This is a genomic window from Streptomyces sp. NPDC026673, from assembly GCF_040638135.1.
Taxonomy (GTDB): domain Bacteria; phylum Actinomycetota; class Actinomycetes; order Streptomycetales; family Streptomycetaceae; genus Actinacidiphila.
This window is the reverse complement of sequence record NZ_JBEZXR010000120.1, coordinates 1-16,439: the sequence shown is the minus strand read 5'-3', so window position 1 is coordinate 16,439 and position 16,439 is coordinate 1. Positions and strand designations below refer to the sequence as shown.

At 73.8% G+C, this 16,439-nt stretch carries 12 protein-coding genes; 8 read left to right on the top strand and 4 right to left on the bottom strand.

Features of this window, described 5'->3' with window-relative positions; all coding sequences use genetic code 11:
• Window positions 1–296 precede the first annotated feature (296 nt).
• The 4 genes from AB0F62_RS40345 to AB0F62_RS40330 form a co-directional block, all read right to left on the bottom strand.
• Entirely contained in the window at window positions 297–2,855 is a 2,559-nt protein-coding gene (locus AB0F62_RS40345) for a DUF3488 and transglutaminase-like domain-containing protein (RefSeq protein ID WP_361811132.1), read from the bottom strand.
• Window positions 2,855–4,201 carry a DUF58 domain-containing protein gene (locus AB0F62_RS40340; RefSeq protein WP_361811126.1) on the bottom strand — a complete coding sequence of 449 codons (1,347 nt, stop codon included), beginning with the start codon at window positions 4,199–4,201 and terminating at the stop codon, window positions 2,855–2,857. The genes AB0F62_RS40345 and AB0F62_RS40340 overlap by 1 nt, the downstream gene beginning before the upstream one ends.
• A gap of 33 nt (window positions 4,202–4,234) precedes the next feature.
• The gene (locus AB0F62_RS40335; RefSeq protein ID WP_361811124.1) at window positions 4,235–5,212 is read right to left on the bottom strand and encodes a MoxR family ATPase; all 978 of its coding nucleotides are present in this window, start codon (window positions 5,210–5,212) and stop codon (window positions 4,235–4,237) included.
• A gap of 108 nt (window positions 5,213–5,320) precedes the next feature.
• Complete coding sequence (locus tag AB0F62_RS40330; protein WP_361811122.1) at window positions 5,321–5,863, bottom strand: carbonic anhydrase; 543 nt, start codon at window positions 5,861–5,863, stop codon at window positions 5,321–5,323.
• Window positions 5,864–6,097: 234 nt separating this feature from the next.
• Here AB0F62_RS40330 and mraZ point away from each other — a divergent pair, with 234 nt between their 5' ends.
• The 8 genes from mraZ to murD all read left to right on the top strand — a co-directional run bounded on the left by mraZ (window position 6,098) and on the right by murD (window position 16,280).
• A complete protein-coding gene (gene mraZ / locus AB0F62_RS40325) occupies window positions 6,098–6,529 on the top strand; it encodes a division/cell wall cluster transcriptional repressor MraZ (RefSeq protein ID WP_361811120.1) in 432 nt (143 codons plus the stop codon).
• 156 nt (window positions 6,530–6,685) lie between these two features.
• A complete protein-coding gene (gene rsmH / locus AB0F62_RS40320; protein ID WP_361811118.1) occupies window positions 6,686–7,654 on the top strand; it encodes a 16S rRNA (cytosine(1402)-N(4))-methyltransferase RsmH in 969 nt (322 codons plus the stop codon).
• Entirely contained in the window at window positions 7,651–8,082 is a 432-nt protein-coding gene (locus AB0F62_RS40315; RefSeq protein WP_361811116.1) for a septum formation initiator family protein, read from the top strand. Before rsmH ends, AB0F62_RS40315 begins: the two co-directional genes overlap by 4 nt.
• Window positions 8,083–8,662: 580 nt before the next feature.
• A complete protein-coding gene (locus AB0F62_RS40310; protein WP_361811130.1) occupies window positions 8,663–10,540 on the top strand; it encodes a penicillin-binding protein 2 in 1,878 nt (625 codons plus the stop codon).
• A 169-nt stretch (window positions 10,541–10,709) separates the two neighbouring features.
• Window positions 10,710–12,305: a UDP-N-acetylmuramoyl-L-alanyl-D-glutamate--2,6-diaminopimelate ligase gene (locus AB0F62_RS40305; RefSeq protein WP_361811114.1), complete on the top strand. Its 1,596-nt coding sequence runs from the start codon at window positions 10,710–10,712 to the stop codon at window positions 12,303–12,305.
• Window positions 12,302–13,729, top strand: a complete 1,428-nt coding sequence (gene murF, locus AB0F62_RS40300; protein ID WP_361811112.1) for a UDP-N-acetylmuramoyl-tripeptide--D-alanyl-D-alanine ligase — start codon at window positions 12,302–12,304, stop codon at window positions 13,727–13,729. The genes AB0F62_RS40305 and murF overlap by 4 nt, the downstream gene beginning before the upstream one ends.
• Window positions 13,726–14,790, top strand: a complete 1,065-nt coding sequence (mraY, locus tag AB0F62_RS40295; protein ID WP_361811110.1) for a phospho-N-acetylmuramoyl-pentapeptide-transferase — start codon at window positions 13,726–13,728, stop codon at window positions 14,788–14,790. Before murF ends, mraY begins: the two co-directional genes overlap by 4 nt.
• Before the next feature lie 80 nt (window positions 14,791–14,870).
• The gene (gene murD, locus AB0F62_RS40290; protein ID WP_361811128.1) at window positions 14,871–16,280 is read left to right on the top strand and encodes a UDP-N-acetylmuramoyl-L-alanine--D-glutamate ligase; all 1,410 of its coding nucleotides are present in this window, start codon (window positions 14,871–14,873) and stop codon (window positions 16,278–16,280) included.
• Window positions 16,281–16,439: the final 159 nt, after the last annotated feature.

The following is a 16,439-nucleotide window of genomic DNA, read 5'->3' as shown; positions in this document are numbered from 1 at the left end:
GGCCCCACCGCCCGCGGCGAATTTTGATGGCCCGCAGGGGGGGGGGGGGCCGGCGCCGCCGCGACGCGCTGGGACACGGACACCCCGACCAGGGGGAGGGGGGTGGTCCACCGACCGGAACCCCGCCCCCTTCGCCGTGTTCTCCTCACCCGGGCCGCGCCACGCCCGGCGGCCGCCGTGCACCGTCCACCGGCCATGGGCCCGTGCGCCGCGCACGGGCCCCGGATCGCGCCCTCGGGGCGCCCCTCGGCTCCGGGCGTCAGGCGGACCGGCCCCGGCCTGCCCGGGAGCCCCGCCTAGGACGAACCGCGCTGCCGCAGCGGGCGCATCAGGCCGTCCACGACCCCGCGCAGCCGCTCCGAGGACCGGGCCGTGGCCGCCGACCAGCGTTCGGTGAGCCGCCAGACGACCCGGACCGTGGAACGCGGCAGCAGCAGGGCACGGATCCGCGTCACGGCATCGGCGTTCCCGCGCAGGCCGTCGCGTACCAGCCGCACGTCCTTCGCCGTGCCGGTGGCCATCGGCGGCCGCGGCGAGAACAGGGCCTGCTCGACCGAGGTCGCCAGGCGCCGCGCCGCCTCCGCCGCGGGCCCCTCCAGCCCGCCGTCGCGGATGAGGCGTGCCGCGACCCGGCGCGGGGTCTCGGACTCGTCGGGCCGCAGACCGTAGTCCCAGGCGGTGTCGATCAGCTCCAGCCACGCCGCCAGGGTGCGCGCGCCGTCCCGGGCGCCCATGTCGTCGGGCTCGGTGCCCTTCGGGGTCTGCCGGGCCTCGCCGTGCCGCCCGTCCCCCTCCGCCCCGGCCGGGTTCGGGGCACGGCCGGTGAGCTGCAGCCACGCCGCCAGGGCCGCCGGGTCCTGGCCGCCGCCCAGCCGCTGGACGCGTTGCCTGCGGCGCCAGAGCAGCGGCAGCAGCAGGACCAGGACGATCAGCGGCACCACGGCCCAGGCGAGGATGCGCAGCGTCCACTCGCCGACGCGCGGCCAGAGCCCCTTGTCGTCGGTTTCGCCTCCCGAGGCCTGCGCCAGCGGGTCGCAGTTGCCGAGCTGGGCGTCCTTGCCCACGCAGGACGGAGAGACGGTCGGGCCGGTGCTCGCGCCGGCGCCGGCGGTCTCCTCCGGCGTGTCGGGCGCCGCGGGGCCGCTGTCGGAGGCGGCCGCCTCCTGTGTGTAGCCCGGCGCGTTGCCGCGCGTCGGCGTGGGCTCGAACCGCGTCCAGCCGACGCCCTCGAAGTACAGCTCGGGCCAGGCGTGCGCGTCCTTCAGCCCCACCGCGTAGGCGCCGTCCGGCTCCAGGGAGCCGGGCGTGAACCCGACCGCCACCCGCGCCGGGATTCCCAGGGTCCGCGCCATCGCCGCCATCGTGAAGGCGAAGTGGATGCAGAACCCTTCCTTGTTGCGCAGGAAGCGGGTGATGGCCTGCACGCCGGTGCCCGAACGCACCGAGGTGTCGTAGGTGAACGCGCCGGAGGTGAACCAGCGCTGCAGCGCGACGGCCCGCTCGTAGTCGTTGGAGGCGTCCTTGGTGACCTGCAGGGCCGTCGTGGCCACCACCTCGGGCAGCGTGCCGGGCACCTGCGTGTACTCCTCCCGCAGTTTGGCGTCCGCCGGCGGAGCGGCGGCGAGCTGCTGCGGGGTCGGCTCCAGTTGCAGGCTGTTCACCTGGTACTGGGTGCCGGAGGTGGTCTGGCCGCGGTCGCCGATGATCGTGCGGCCCGTGGGCTCGAAGCGCCAGCGGCCGCCGACCTGCACCCGTGTGGCCGGATACGGCAGCGGCAGCCACATCTGGACGTAGCTCTTGTCCGCCGCGACCGAGGTGACGGCCTCCGTGGACTTCACGGTGGAGCCGAGCCCCTGCGGGCCGGGCAGCGCCTTGGGCACGGCGGTGAGGGCGCGCTGCGCGGGCTCCCACTTGTCGCCGGTGAACCGGTCGAGCGCCACGATCCGCAGGTACATCTCCGAGTTGGAGGCGGCGTTCGTCCGGTAGCGGAGCACGATCCGGTCGTCGGGCTGGTTGAGGTTGTCCTGGAGCGCGACGACCGGGTTGACCGCGGAGATGGTGCCGCCGCCGCGCCCGTTGCCACCGCCCGAGCCGCCCGTGGGCAGCAGCCCGACGCCCATGGAGGGCAGCGCGGCCGGCGCGACCAGGGCGATGCCCAGCGCCATCGCGCCGATGCGGCGGCCGGTCCGCACCGGGGCCACCGCCGGTCCCGACGGTCCGCCCAGGGGCCCGCCGTACCCGGCGCGCGTCGCCCCGGCACCGCCGAAGACCCGGCCCCAGCGCGAGATCCGGTCCCGTCCCTCGGCGAGCAGGAGCAGCAGATAGCCGGCGGAGGCCAGCAGGAAGTACGGCCAGCGGGTGCCGTCGCCCCCGGCCAGGCCCGCCGCGATCGAGTACAGGGCCAGCAGCGGCAGGCCGGCCGGGGCCGCGCTGCCGTAGGTCACCGCCAGGGCGTCCACGGCCAGCCCGATCAGCAGCACGCCGCCGAGCAGCAGCAGCCGGATGCCCGGAGTGACCGGCGCCGGGATGGCGAACTGGGTCACGTCCTGCATGGCCGCGGTGAGCAGGTTCCCGAACTCGGTGTACGCGGCGGGCCCCGGAAGGAACCCGAGGAGCGCCTGCTCGCGCGCGAACATCAGGGTCAGCACGAGCAGGGTGAACACCGCCTGCGCCAGCACGGTCAGCGGCCGGGCCAGCGGCACCCGCCGGGTCAGCGCGCCCACCCCGGTCTGCAGCAGCACCAGGACGGCGGCCTGCAGGATCCAGGAGTTCGGCGTCGCCAGCGGCAGCAGCGAGCAGGCGGTCATCAGTGTCGCCGCCGCCGCGCAGGCCGCGAGCCGTCCGCGTCCGCTCATCATCGCGTCCCCGCCTCCTCGCGCGACCGGTACCGGTCGGCGCGCTGCCACAGCTCGGCCAGCGCGTCCCCGGCGGCGACCGGAAGCACCGTCCAGCCCGCCTCGTGCAGCATCCGTACGGCCCGCGCGGAGCCGTCCTCCGTTCCGTCGGCGTCGCCGCCGCCGGCCGGCGGCACGGCGGGCCGGCCCGCACCGTCCTCGTCCAGCGCTCCCCAGGCCGCACTGTCCAGGACGAAGGCGACGGCGGCTCCGGCCCGCTGCCGCATCCGGGCCGCCATGGCGGCCTGCTCCTCGTCCAGGTCGCCGAAGAAGGCCACCAGCAGCCCCTCGCTGCCCGCGCGCAGCACGTCGAGCGCACGGGAGAGCCCCGCGCCGTCGGAGTGGTCGACCACCGCCAGGGTGTCCAGCATGGCGCCGGCCGTGTCCGAGGTGTCGGTCCCGCCGAAGCCCTCGGGCCCGGGCACCGTGCTCCCGGTGTCGGTGAGCAGCCGTACGGAGTAGCCGCGCTCGAGCATGTGCGCCGCCACGGAGGCCGCGCCGGACACGGCCCACTCGAAGGCCGAGTCGGGTCCGGCGCCGAAGTACGCCAGGGCCCGGGTGTCCAGCAGCACCGTGCACCGGGCACGGTGCGGCTGCTCCTCGCGGCGCACCATGAGCTCGCCGTACTTGGCGGTCGAACGCCAGTGCACCCGGCGCAGGTCGTCGCCGTGCCGGTAACCGCGCGGGATGACGTCGTCGTCCCCGGCCAGGGCCAGCGCACGGGTGCGGCTCTCCCCGTACCCCGAGGAGTCGCCCTTGAGCTTGACCGGCGGCAGCGGCTCCACGCGGGGCACCACGGTCAGGGTGTCGTACGCGCTGAAGGAGCGGGTCAGCTCGCACATGCCGAAGGGGTCGGTCAGCCGCAGCTGCAGCGGCCCCAGCGGGTAGCGTCCGCGCAGGTCGGAGCGGACCCGGTAGGACACCTCGCGGTGCCCGCCGGGCTCCACCCGGTCCAGGATGAAGCGGGGCCGCGGCCCCAGTACGTACGGCACCCGGTCCTGGAGCATCAGCAGCCCCGTGGGCAGCCGCGACACGTTGTCCACCCGCAGGTGCACCCGCGCCTCGGACATCGCCGACACACGCGAGGGCGACAGCCGGCGGCTGCCGGCGACGCGGTAGCGGGTGCGGTACAGGACCGTCACGCAGACCAGCGGCAGCACGGCCAGCAGCAGGCCGACCCGCAGCAGATCCGGCTGCCCCAGGACGTAGGCGCAGACGGCCGCCGCGATCCCCGCGGCGAGGAACGAGCGGCCACGGGTGGTGAGGCCGCCCAGGGCGGCCCGGAGGCCGCTCTCACGCTCGGTCACGCGCACCTCCAGCGCCCACGCCCGACGTCCGGGTCACCGGCTGCCGTACGGGTCGGGGACCGGGGTGCGCTGCACGATCTCCGCGACGACCTGCTCAGGCGTGCGCCGGTTCAACTGGGCCTGCGCGGTGGGCAGCAGACGGTGCGCCAGCACCGCCGAGGCCAGCGACTGCACGTCGTCGGGGAGCACGTAGTCCCGGCCGTCCAGGGCCGCCGCGGCGCGGGCCGCCCGCACCAGGTGCAGGGTGGCGCGGGGGGAGGCGCCGAGTCTGAGGTCCGGGTGGTCCCGGGTGGCCGAGACGAGGGTCACCGCGTAGTGCCGTACGGCCGCGGAGACGTGCACCGTCCGTACCGCGTCGACCAGTTTGACGATCTCGTGCGCGTGGGCGACCGGCCGCAGGTCGTCCAGCGGGCTGACCCCGGCGTGCACGTCGAGCATCTCCAGCTCGGCCTCCAGGCTGGGGTAGCCGATGGAGACCCGGGCCATGAAGCGGTCCCGCTGCGCCTCGGGCAGCGGATACGTTCCTTCCATCTCCACCGGGTTCTGGGTGGCGATGACCATGAAGGGGCTGGGCAGCGGGTACGTACTGCCGTCGATGGTGACCTGCCGCTCCTCCATCGACTCCAGCAGCGCCGACTGCGTCTTGGGGGAGGCGCGGTTGATCTCGTCGCCCACGACGATCTGCGCGAAGATCGCCCCCGGCTTGAACTCGAAGTCGCGGCGCTGCTGGTCGAAGACGCTGACCCCGGTGATGTCCGACGGCAGAAGGTCCGGCGTGAACTGGATGCGCCGCACCGAGCAGTCGATCGACCGGGCCAGCGCCTTCGAAAGCATCGTCTTGCCGACGCCGGGGACATCCTCGATCAGTAGATGTCCCTCGGCGAGCAGCACCGTCAGCGCAGTCCGTACGACCTCGGGCTTGCCCTCGATCACGTTCTCCACCGACCGGCGTACGCGGTCCGCCGTGGCGGTCAGATCGCTGAGGCCAGCTCGCGCGTCATAGGTCGTCACCCGGTTCTCCTCGGCCCGTTCCTAGGGACACGGCCATCCCTGGACCGGCCCTCCCCGTTACACGAAGCATTCTCCACTTCAACTATGCTCCGCGTCACTCCGCTTCCGTTACTCGTTTGTGATTTCCCGCAGCAGGCCGGTGTGCACGTCGAAGACAAAGCCCCGCACATCGTCCGTGTGGGCCAGGAACGGCGACGTGCGGACCCGCTGCATCGACTGCCGGACGTCCTGGTCGACGTCACGGAAGGACTCCACCGCCCAGGTCGGGCGCTGGCCGACCTCCTCCTCCAGCTCCGTGCGGAACTCCTCGGTCAGCGACTCCAGGCCGCAGCCGGTGTGGTGGATCAGCACGACCGAGCGGGTGCCGAGGGCGCGCTGGCTGATGGTCAGGGAACGGATGGTGTCGTCGGTGACCACGCCGCCGGCGTTGCGGATGGTGTGGCAGTCGCCGAGCTGGAGGCCGAGGGCGGCGTGCAGGTCGATCCGGGCGTCCATGCAGGCGACCACGGCCACCTGGAGCACGGGCCGGGCGTCCATGCCGGGGTCGCGGAACTCCTCCGCGTAGTGCCGGTTCGCCTCGATGAGGCGGTCGGTGACGGACGCCGTGGCGGCCGTGCCGCGGGCCGCGGACTGATGCGCGTTTGTCGACATGACACGACCGTAGAGGGCACGGTCTTCTCTCACCTGCTGTGAGGCCGGCAAATCTCGGTCAAACCGGTGCACTGTGAGGTAACCCACAGGCGTCGCGGGCGATCGCCCGTGCGGGTGATTCGGGCGCCGCCGCCCACCAGGGCGCCTGTGCCAGGGCAGGCTTTTCGTTGACCGTGGGGGCCGGTGGAGTAAAGTGGCGCGAAGTGGGTCGCCAACCAAGCGCGGGAGGTGCGGATGTTCCTCGGGACGTACGCGCCACGGCTGGACGACAAGAGCCGGCTGGTCCTCCCCGCGAAGTTCCGCGAGCAGTTCGCGGACGGCCTGGTCATCACCAAGGGCCAGGAGCGCTGCCTGTACGTATGGCCGGTCGAGGGCTTCCGCGCCGTCACCGAGGAGCTCCGCCGCGCCCCCCTCACCTCCAAGGCGGCGCGCGACTACATGCGCGTGCTCTTCGCCGGCGCCCATGACGAGGTCCCCGACAGGCAGGGCCGGGTCACCCTTCCGCAACCCCTGCGCGACTACGCCGGACTGCGCCGCGACTGCGCGGTGATCGGCGCGAACACCCGGGTCGAGGTGTGGGACGCGGCGGCCTGGGAGGACTATCTGGCGGGTCAGGAAGACGCCTTTTCGGCGTTGTCCCAGGAGGTGCCTCCCGGCTTACTGTGACCTCGCCCGTAGCCTGATGACTCACGTACGAGTACGTGACGCTCGGCCTCCTCCCGCTCCCCGGTCCGCTGGCACTCCTTCCCCGGTGCCAGAGGACCGCCCACGAGCGGGCGGGGACCCAGTGGTACGTCCCGCGAGCATGAGAAGAAGGGCTACATGAGCACCACCCCCTCCGAGCCACGCCACGTCCCGGTGATGCTGGACCGCTGCCTGGACATGCTGGCGCCCGCGATCGACGCACCGGGCGCCGTGGTCGTGGACGCCACCCTCGGCCTCGGCGGGCACAGCGAGGCGCTGCTGCGGCGGATCCCCGAGGTCCGGCTGATCGCCGTCGACCGCGACCCCGCCGCGCTCAAGCTCGCCGGCGAGCGGCTCGCGCCGTACGGGGACCGGGCCACCCTCGTGCACGCCGTCTACGACGAGATCCCCGAGGTGCTGGAGCGCCTCGGGGTCCCCAAGGTGCAGGGCGTCCTCTTCGACCTCGGCGTCTCCTCCATGCAGCTGGACGAGGCCGACCGCGGCTTCGCCTACGCCCAGGACGCGCCGCTCGACATGCGCATGGACCAGGGCACCGGCATCAGCGCCGCCGAGGTCCTCAACACCTATCCGCCCGGCGAACTGGTGCGGGTGCTGCGCGACTACGGCGAGGAGAAGTTCGCGCGCAAGATCGTGGAGGCGATCGTGCGCGAGCGGGCCCGCGAACCCTTCACCAACAGCGCCCGGCTCGTCGAGCTCATCCGCGAGGCGCTGCCGCAGGCCGCCAAGCGGACCGGCGGCAACCCCGCCAAGCGCACCTTCCAGGCGCTGCGCATCGAGGTCAACGGGGAGCTGACGGTGCTCGAGCGGGCCGTCCCGGCGGCCGTCGCCGCGCTCGCCGTCGGCGGCCGGATCGCGGTGCTGTCGTACCACTCCCTGGAGGACCGCCTCGTCAAGGGCGTCTTCGCGGCGGGCGCGGCGACCACCGCGCCGCCCGGGCTGCCGGTGGTCCCCGAGCAGTACCAGCCCCGGCTCAAGCTGCTCACCCGCGGCGCGGAGCTGCCCACGGAGGACGAGATCGCCGCCAACCGCCGGGCCGCCCCGGCGCGCCTGCGCGGCGCCCAGCGGATCCGCGAGGCCCTGACGTGAGGCGGCGCACCTCGGCGGCGCGCTCGCCCTTCGTCCTGCTCATCGTGCTGCTGCTGGGCGGCGGCCTGATCTCGCTGCTGCTGCTCAACTCGGCGGTGAACCGGGACTCCTTCAAGCTCAGCGAGCTGCAGAAGAAGACCACGCAGTACACCGACGAGGAGCAGGCGCTGCAGCAGGAGGTCGACGAGTACTCGGCCCCGGACGCGCTGGACGAGCAGGCCCGCGAGCTGGGCATGGTCCCCGGCGGCAACCCGGCCTTCCTGGCCCCGGACGGCACCGTCCTCGGCAGCCCCGGCGCGGCGCCGTACGTGCCGCCGCCCACCCCGACGACCGCGCCCGCCACGGTCGCCCCCAGCGGCTCCGCGGCCGCCTCACTGGGCCCGACGCGGTCCGCCAAACCCAGCACGACCCCCCAGGAGACCCCGTGACCGTCGCTCCGGGGCCCCGTGCCCTCCGCTCGCCCCGAACCGCCCGCCCGGCAGGCCGGGGAGGTGCCGGGGCGTGGTGACCCGGGACGGGGAGCCGCCGCGCGACCGCGGCGACCGCGGCGGTGACCGGGACGACGGTGCCGGCGGACCGGACCGCGGTGCCCAGGGCCGTGGCCGCGGCGGCGGGAACCCGGCCGCCGGCCGTGCCGGCCGCGGGGGAGCCCCCGGCGGCCGTGGCGAGGGCCGGGGGGCCGCTCCCCGGCGCGGCCAGCTGCCCCGCGGCCGCGACGGCGGCTCCGGGACCCCGGCACGCGGCGAGGCCGGGGAGCCCCGCCGCAGGCCCGCGCCCGGGCAGCAGGCGGGAGCGCGCCAGCCCGGCGCACGCGGCGCCCGGTCGCGCGAGGACGCGGCGCGGGCCGCCCGCGAGCCGGGCCGCGACCCGCACGCCCGCAGGCAGCCCCCGCGCGGCGAGGGGTTCGGTACGTCCGCGGTGGCGCACGGGCGCACCCCGGGGGCGCGCAGGCCGTCCGGAGGGCGCGAGCGCGACGCCGGCGCCCGGAACCGGGCCGGCCGCCCGTCCGTGCCGCCGCGGCGCAGGCCCCCGAATCCGGTGACGCCCGCCGGTGCCCCGCTGCTGAGGCTGGGCCGGCCGCGCCCCCGGCTGCGGCTCGTCAGCTTCGCGCTGACGCTGGTGATGCTGACCTTCGTGATCCGGCTCTTCCAGGTGCAGGCCGTGGACGCCGCGACGTACGCCGCCAAGGCGGAGGTCAACCGGAACGTCAAGGTGACCCTCGCCGCCGAACGCGGGACGATCACCGACCGGAACGGCATCGACCTGGCCACCACCGTCGACGCGTACGACATCACGGCGGACCCGATGCTCTTCACCCCCAAGTACGCCAAGGCCGAGGACGCCCCCGCGCGCGCCGCGGAACTGCTCGCGCCGATCGTCGACGGCGACGAGAAGAAGATCGCCGAGCAGCTCGCCAACTACCCGGGGTCCCGCAACGAGATCATCGCCAGGCAGCAGTCCCCGCAGGTCTGGAACCAGATCAAGGACCTGCAGAGCGCGCTCGCCGACCGGGCAGACAAGGGCGACGGCGTCAACTACCTCGCCGGGGTCTTCCGGCTTCGGCACGCCAAGCGCGTCTACCCCGCGGGCGACCTGGCCGCGGGAGTGGTCGGCTGGGTGAACGCCTCCGGTGCGGGCGGCGGCGGCCTGGAGAGCCGGCTCGACAAGGCGTTGGCCGGCAAGGACGGCACCGTCACCTACGCCCAGTCCGGCGGCCGGCGGGTGCCCACGGCCAACGCGCAGGAGCGCGCGGCGGAGCCCGGCACGGACGTGGAGCTGACCCTCGACCGGGACATCCAGTGGGCCGCCCAGCGGGCGATCACCCAGCAGGTGAGGGCGTCCGACGCCGACCGCGGCTATGTGATCGTGCAGGACACCCGCACCGGTCAGGTGCTGGCCATGGCCAACGCCCCCGGCTTCGACCCCAACGACCTCACCCGGGCGGATCCCACCGCCCTGGGCAACGCCGCGCTGCAGGACGCGTACGAGCCCGGCAGTGTCAGCAAGCTGATGTCCATGGCCGCGGTCCTCGACGAGGGCGTGGCCGCCCCGGACACCCACGTCACGGTGCCCGGCACCCTGCCCCGCGCCGACCGGGTCTTCCACGACGACGTGGACCACGGCACCTGGCACCTGACCCTCAACGGCGTGCTCGCCAAGTCCAGCAACATCGGCACCATCCTGGCCGCCGAGCACCTCGGCAAGAACCAGAAGCAGGCGAACCGCGTCCTCTACTCGTACCTGAGGAAATTCGGCATCGGGCGGCCCACCGGGGTCGGCTTCCCCGGCGAGACGCCCGGCATCCTGGCGAGGCCGGACGAGTGGAACGCGTCCCAGCAGTACACCATCCCCTTCGGCCAGGGTCTGTCGCTGAACGCGCTGCAGGCCACCTCGGTGTACTCGACGATCGCCAACGGCGGTGTACGCGTCGAGCCCAGCCTGGTGCGCGGCACGACCGGCCCGGACGGCCGCTTCGTCCCGGCCCCGGACCCGGCGAAGACCCGGGTGGTCAGCACGAAGACCGCCAGGACGCTCTCGACCATGCTGGAGTCCGTCGTGGGCGACGAGCAGGGCACCGGCACCAAGGCCCGGATCTCCGGGTACCGCGTCGCGGGCAAGACCGGCACGGCCAACCGGGTGGATCCGGAAACGGGCACCTACAGTGGCTACACGGCCTCCTTCATGGGCTTCGCCCCCGCCGACGACCCCCGGCTGACGGTGTCCTGCGTGATCCAGAACCCGACCCGCGGAAGCTACTTCGGTGGCCAGATCTGCGGTCCGGTGTTCAAGCGGGTCATGGAATTCGCCCTGAAGTCCCTGCAGGTGCCGCCCAGCGGCGCCAAGACCCCGAACCTGCCGGTCGAGTGGGATCCCTCGAAGCCGTGACCGGCGCGCACGGGAGGAAGGAACGGCGGCCGTGAACGGACACGACCCCACGGCGGCGGGCACGGGCGGTAGCCCCCCGCACGCGGAACGTACCGGAGAAAGCAGCAGGCCGGAAGGCGGGCGGGCGGCTTTTGGCCCGGAGCCCGGCCCGGCGGGTACTCTCACGGCCGTGTCACTCCCTGATCAGTCCCCCGAGCGCAAACAGACCCAGCCGGGCGCGCCCCGCCCCTCCCAGGTCCGGCCCGTGCCGCCCGCGGAACTGGCCGCGCGGCTGGGCGCGGAACCGCCCGCGCCCGGCGCCGCCCCGGTCACCGGCATCACCCACGACTCGCGGGCCGTCCGCCCCGGAGACCTCTACGCCGCGCTGCCCGGCGCCCGCTTCCACGGCGCCGACTTCGCCGCGCAGGCCGCCGAGCTGGGCGCCGTGGCCGTCCTCACCGACCCGGCGGGCGCCGAGCGCGCCGCCGCGACCGGCCTGCCGGTGCTGACGGTGGGGGACCCCCGGTCGGTCATGGGCGATCTGGCCGCCGAGATCTACGGCCGGCCGGGGGAGGACCTGCTGCAGATCGGGATCACCGGGACCTCCGGCAAGACCACCACCGCCTACCTCATCGAGGGCGGCCTGCGGGCCGTGCACGAGCGCAGGACCGGTCTGATCGGCACCGTCGAGTCGCGGATCGGCGACGAGCGGATCAAGAGCGAGCGGACCACCCCCGAGGCGACCGACCTGCAGGCGCTCTTCGCGGTCATGCGCGAGCGCGGCATCGAGGCCCTGGTCATGGAGGTCTCCAGCCACGCCCTGGTGCTCGGCCGGGTGGACGGCGCGGTCTTCGACGTCGCCGTCTTCAACAACCTCAGCCCCGAGCACATGGAGTTCCACTCGGGCATGGAGGACTACTTCCAGGCCAAGGCGCAGCTGTTCACCCCGCGGCGCAGCAAGGTCGGCGTGGTCAACATCGACGACGAGTACGGCCGCCGGCTGGTCCGCGAGTCGCAGGTCCCGGTCACCACCTTCTCCGCCGAGGGCCACCCGGACGCCGACTGGCGCGCCGAGCACGTCGAGACCGGGCCGCTGCGCTCCACCTTCACCGTCGTGGGCCCGGACGGCGTGCGGATCGAGGCCTCCTCACCGCTCCCCGGCCCCTTCAACGTCGCGAACGCGCTCGCCGCGATCACCGCCCTGGCGGTGGCCGGGATCGACCCGCAGACGGCCGCCCAGGGCGTCGCCGCCGTGCCGGGCGTGCCGGGCCGGCTGGAGCGGGTCGACGCGGGCCAGCCCTACCTCGCGGTCGTGGACTACGCGCACAAGACCGACGCCGTCGAGTCGGTGCTGCGGGCGCTGCGCAAGGTCACCAAGGGCAGCCTGCACATCGTCCTCGGCTGCGGCGGGGACCGCGACGAGACCAAGCGCGGCCCCATGGGCGCCGCCGCGGCACGGCTGGCCGACACGGCCGTGCTCACCTCCGACAACCCCCGCTCCGAGGACCCGCTCGCGATCCTCACCGCGATGCTGGCGGGAGCGGCCGGGGTGCCCGCGCACGAGCGGGGCCATGTCGTCGTCGAGCCCGACCGGGCGGCGGCCATCGCGACCGCCGTCGCCCTGGCCCGGCCGGACGACACCGTACTGGTGGCCGGCAAGGGCCATGAGCAGGGGCAGGACATCGCCGGAGTGGTACGCCCCTTCGACGACCGAGAAGTGCTGCGCGCGGCCATCGAACGGGCCGCCGGCACACCAGCGCAGGAGAAGGACCAGGACCAGCTGTGATCCCACTCACCCTCGCCGAGGTCGCACACGCGGTCGGCGGGAGCACGCACGACATACCGGACCCGACGGTGCCCGTCACCGGGTCCGTGGAGATCGACTCCCGCAAGGTGGCACCGGGCGGCCTCTTCGTCGCCTTCCGGGGCGAGCACGTGGACGGCCACGACTACGCGGAGCGGGCCGTCGCGGCCGGCGCGGTGGCCGTACTGGCCGCCCGGCCGGTCGGTGTGCCCGCGATCGTCGTGGACGACGTCCAGCTCGCCCTCGGCGCACTCGCCCGGCACGTCATCGAACGGCTCGGCGCGACCCTCGTGGCGCTGACCGGCTCGGCCGGCAAGACCAGCACCAAGGACCTCATCGCCCAGGTGCTGCAGCGGCTCGCCCCGACCGTCTGGACGCCCGGCTCGCTCAACAACGAGATCGGGCTGCCGCTGACCGCGCTGCGTGCCGACGCCTCCACCCGGCACCTGGTGCTGGAGATGGGCGCCCGCGGCATCGGCCACATCCACTACCTCACCGAGCTGACCCCGCCGAGGGTCGGCGTGGTCCTCAACGTCGGCACCGCCCACATCGGCGAGTTCGGCGGCCGCGAGCAGATCGCCCAGGCCAAGGGCGAGCTGGTCGAGGCGCTGCCGGAGGCCGCCGACGGCGGCGTCGCGGTGCTCAATGCGGACGATCCCCTCGTACGCGCCATGTCCTCCCGCACCAAGGCGCGCGTCGTGCTGTTCGGCGAGTCCGCCGACGCCGACGTCCGTGCCGAGAACGTCCGCCTCAACGACCGAGGTCAGGCTGTCTTCACACTCACAACACCTACCGGGTGCAGCGAAGTGACCTTGCGCCTGTACGGTGAGCACCACGTGTCGAACGCGCTCGCCGCGGCCGCCGTCGCCCGTGAACTCGGCATGCCCGTCGAGGAGATCGCCACCGCGCTCTCCGAGGCGGGGACGCTGTCCCGCTGGCGTATGGAGGTCGTCGAACGGCCGGATGGCGTGACGGTCGTGAACGACGCCTACAACGCGAACCCCGAGTCCATGCGAGCCGCCCTGCGCGCGCTCGCGGCCATGGGCCGTGCCGCCGAGGCACGCGGGGGACGTACGTGGGCGGTGCTGGGTGAGATGGCTGAGCTCGGCGGGGAGAGCCTCGCGGAGCACGACGCTGTCGGACGGCTCGCCGTCCGGCTCAACGTCAGCAAGCTCGTGGCAGTCGGCGGCCAAGCGGCCGCATGGGTGCAAATGGGCGCCTACAACGAGGGTTCGTGGGGTGAGGAGTCGGTGCACGTGTCCGACGCTGAGGCGGCGATCGACCTGTTGCGCAGTGAACTGCGTCCGGGGGACGTCGTGCTGGTGAAGGCATCGAGGGCGGTCGGCCTGGAGCGGGTCGCACTCGCGCTGCTCGACGGCGTCGAGGGCGGGGGCGCCGCGTCATGAACCAGATCCTGGTCTCGGGCGTTCTCGGCCTGTTCCTGTCCCTCATCGGCACGCCGATGCTGATCAAGCTGCTGGCCCGCAAGGGCTACGGCCAGTTCATCCGCGACGACGGCCCCAAGGAACACCACAGCAAGCGCGGCACCCCCACGATGGGCGGCATCGCCTTCATCCTGGCCACGCTCGTCGCGTACGCGCTCACCAAGGTCATCACCTCCGAGCGCCCCACGATCTCCGGCGTGCTGGTGCTCTTCCTCTTCACCGGTCTTGGCGTCGTCGGCTTCCTCGACGACTACATCAAGATCGTCAAGCAGCGCAGCCTCGGTCTGCGGGCCAAGGCGAAGATGGCCGGCCAGCTGATCGTCGGCATCACCTTCGCGGTCCTGTCGCTGCAGTTCGCCGACTCCCGCGGTGTCACCCCGGCCTCGACCCGGCTTTCCTTCACGCAGGACTTCGGCTGGTCGCTCGGCCCGGTGATCTTCGTGATCTGGGCGCTGTTCATGATCCTCGCGATGTCGAACGGCGTGAACCTCACCGACGGCCTCGACGGCCTGGCCACCGGTGCCTCGGTGATGGTCTTCGCCTCCTACACCGTCATCGGCGTGTGGCAGTACGGCCAGTCCTGCTCCAACGTCATCACCGCCGGACCCGGTTGTTACGACGTACCGCATCCACTCGACCTCGCGGTCGTGGCCGCGGCGTTGATGGGCGCCTGCTTCGGCTTCCTGTGGTGGAACACCTCACCGGCCAAGATCTTCATGGGCGACACCGGTTCGCTCGCGCTCGGCGGCGCCCTGGCCGGTCTGGCCATCTGCTCGCGCACCGAGCTGCTGCTGGCGATCCTGGGCGGCCTCTTCGTCCTGATCACCCTCTCCGTGGTCATCCAGGTCGGTTCCTTCCGTCTGACCGGCAAGCGCGTCTTCCGGATGGCGCCACTGCAGCACCACTTCGAGCTCAAGGGCTGGAGCGAGGTCCTGGTCGTGGTCCGGTTCTGGATCATCCAGGGCATGTGCATGGCCGTCGGCCTCGGTCTCTTCTACGCGGGCTGGGTGGCCGCGCAGTGACCTCGGCCCCCGGGCAGGAACCCGGCCCCCGTCAGGACGGACTTCCGCAGGCCGCCGTCGAGGCGGCCGGGCGGCTCGGACTGCCGGGCCGCCGGGTCACCGTCGCCGGCCTGGGCGTCTCGGGCGTACCCGCCGCCAAGGTGCTGCACGCCCTCGGCGCCCGCGTGACGGTCGTCAACGACGGCGACGACGAACCGGCCCGGGCCCAGGCCGCCGAACTGGAGGCGCTGGGCGTCACGGTACGGCTCGGGGACGGCCGGACCCTGCCCGAGGGCACCGAACTGATCGTCACCTCGCCCGGCTGGAAGCCGACCAGCCCGCTCTTCACCGCCGCCGAGGCCGCGGGCGTGCCCGTGTGGGGCGACGTGGAGCTGGCCTGGCGGCTGCGCGGCCCCGGGGCGGCGCCCTGGCTCGCGGTCACCGGCACCAACGGCAAGACCACGACCGTGCAGATGCTCGCCTCGATCCTGGCCGCGGCGGGCCTGCGCACCGCGGCGGTCGGCAACATCGGCACGCCGATCCTGGACGTCGTCCTGTCCGGACAGGAGTACGACGTCCTCGCCGTCGAGCTGTCCAGCTACCAGCTGCACTGGGCGCCCTCGGTCCGCCCGCACTCGGCCGCGGTCCTCAACCTCGCCCCGGACCACCTCGACTGGCACGGCTCCATGGCCGCCTACGCGGCCGACAAGGGACGCATCTACGAGGGCAACGAGGTCGCCTGCGTCTACAACCTCGCCGACCCCGCCACCGAGGCACTGGTGCGCGAGGCCGACGTCGAGGAGGGCTGCCGCGCCATCGGCTTCGGCCTCGGCAGCCCGCGCCCCTCGGAACTCGGCGTCGTCGACGGCATCCTGGTCGACCGGGCCTTCGCTCCCGAGCGGCACAAGAACGCACAGGAGCTGGCCGAGATCTCCGACGTGCAGCCGCCGGCCCCGCACAACATCGCCAACGCCCTGGCGGCGGCCGCCCTCGCCCGCGCCTTCGGCGTCGCCCCGACCGCCGTCCGCGACGGCCTGCGCGCGTTCCGGCCGGACGCCCACCGCATCGCGCACGTGGACCGGATCGACGACGTCGACTACGTCGACGACTCCAAGGCCACCAACACCCACGCCGCCGAGGCGTCCCTGGCCGCGTACGAGCACATCGTCTGGATCGGCGGCGGCCTCGCCAAGGGCGCGACCTTCGACGAACTGGTCGGGAACGCAGCCAAGCGCCTGCGCGGGGCCGTGCTGATGGGCGCCGACCGGGCCCTGATCCGCGAAGCGCTCGCGCGACACGCCCCCGAGGTCCCGGTCGTCGACCTCGACCGCACCGACACTGGGGCGATGGCGGCGGCCGTCCGGGCCGCGCGCGATCTCGCCCACCCGGGTGACACGGTGCTCCTGGCACCGGCCTGCGCGTCGATGGACATGTTCGCGAACTACAAGGCTCGCGGAAACGCCTTCGCGGAGGCCGTACGGGATCTGCGGGCGCCCGGCGCCGGGCAGTAGCCGGAGCCGCTCCGGCCCGCACCGCGACCTAGGAGGGGACATGACGGCAGCCGACCACGGTGACGCCTCCGGTTCTCGTTCCCGCAACGCGCTGACGGCGCCCGCCCGCCCCCGGCGGGCGGCGCCGCCCCCGCCCGGGGGCGGCGCCACCGGGGCGCG

Excerpts from the sequence above, each read along its gene's own strand:
- AB0F62_RS40330 (WP_361811122.1), bottom strand. The coding sequence starts at position 5,863 with ATGTCGACAAACGCGCATCAGTCCGCGGCCCGCGGCACGGCCGCCACG.
- rsmH (WP_361811118.1), top strand. The coding sequence starts at position 6,686 with ATGAGCACCACCCCCTCCGAGCCACGCCACGTCCCGGTGATGCTGGAC.
- mraZ (WP_361811120.1), top strand. The coding sequence starts at position 6,098 with ATGTTCCTCGGGACGTACGCGCCACGGCTGGACGACAAGAGCCGGCTG.
- AB0F62_RS40345 (WP_361811132.1), bottom strand. The coding sequence starts at position 2,855 with ATGAGCGGACGCGGACGGCTCGCGGCCTGCGCGGCGGCGGCGACACTG.
- mraY (WP_361811110.1), top strand. The coding sequence starts at position 13,726 with ATGAACCAGATCCTGGTCTCGGGCGTTCTCGGCCTGTTCCTGTCCCTC.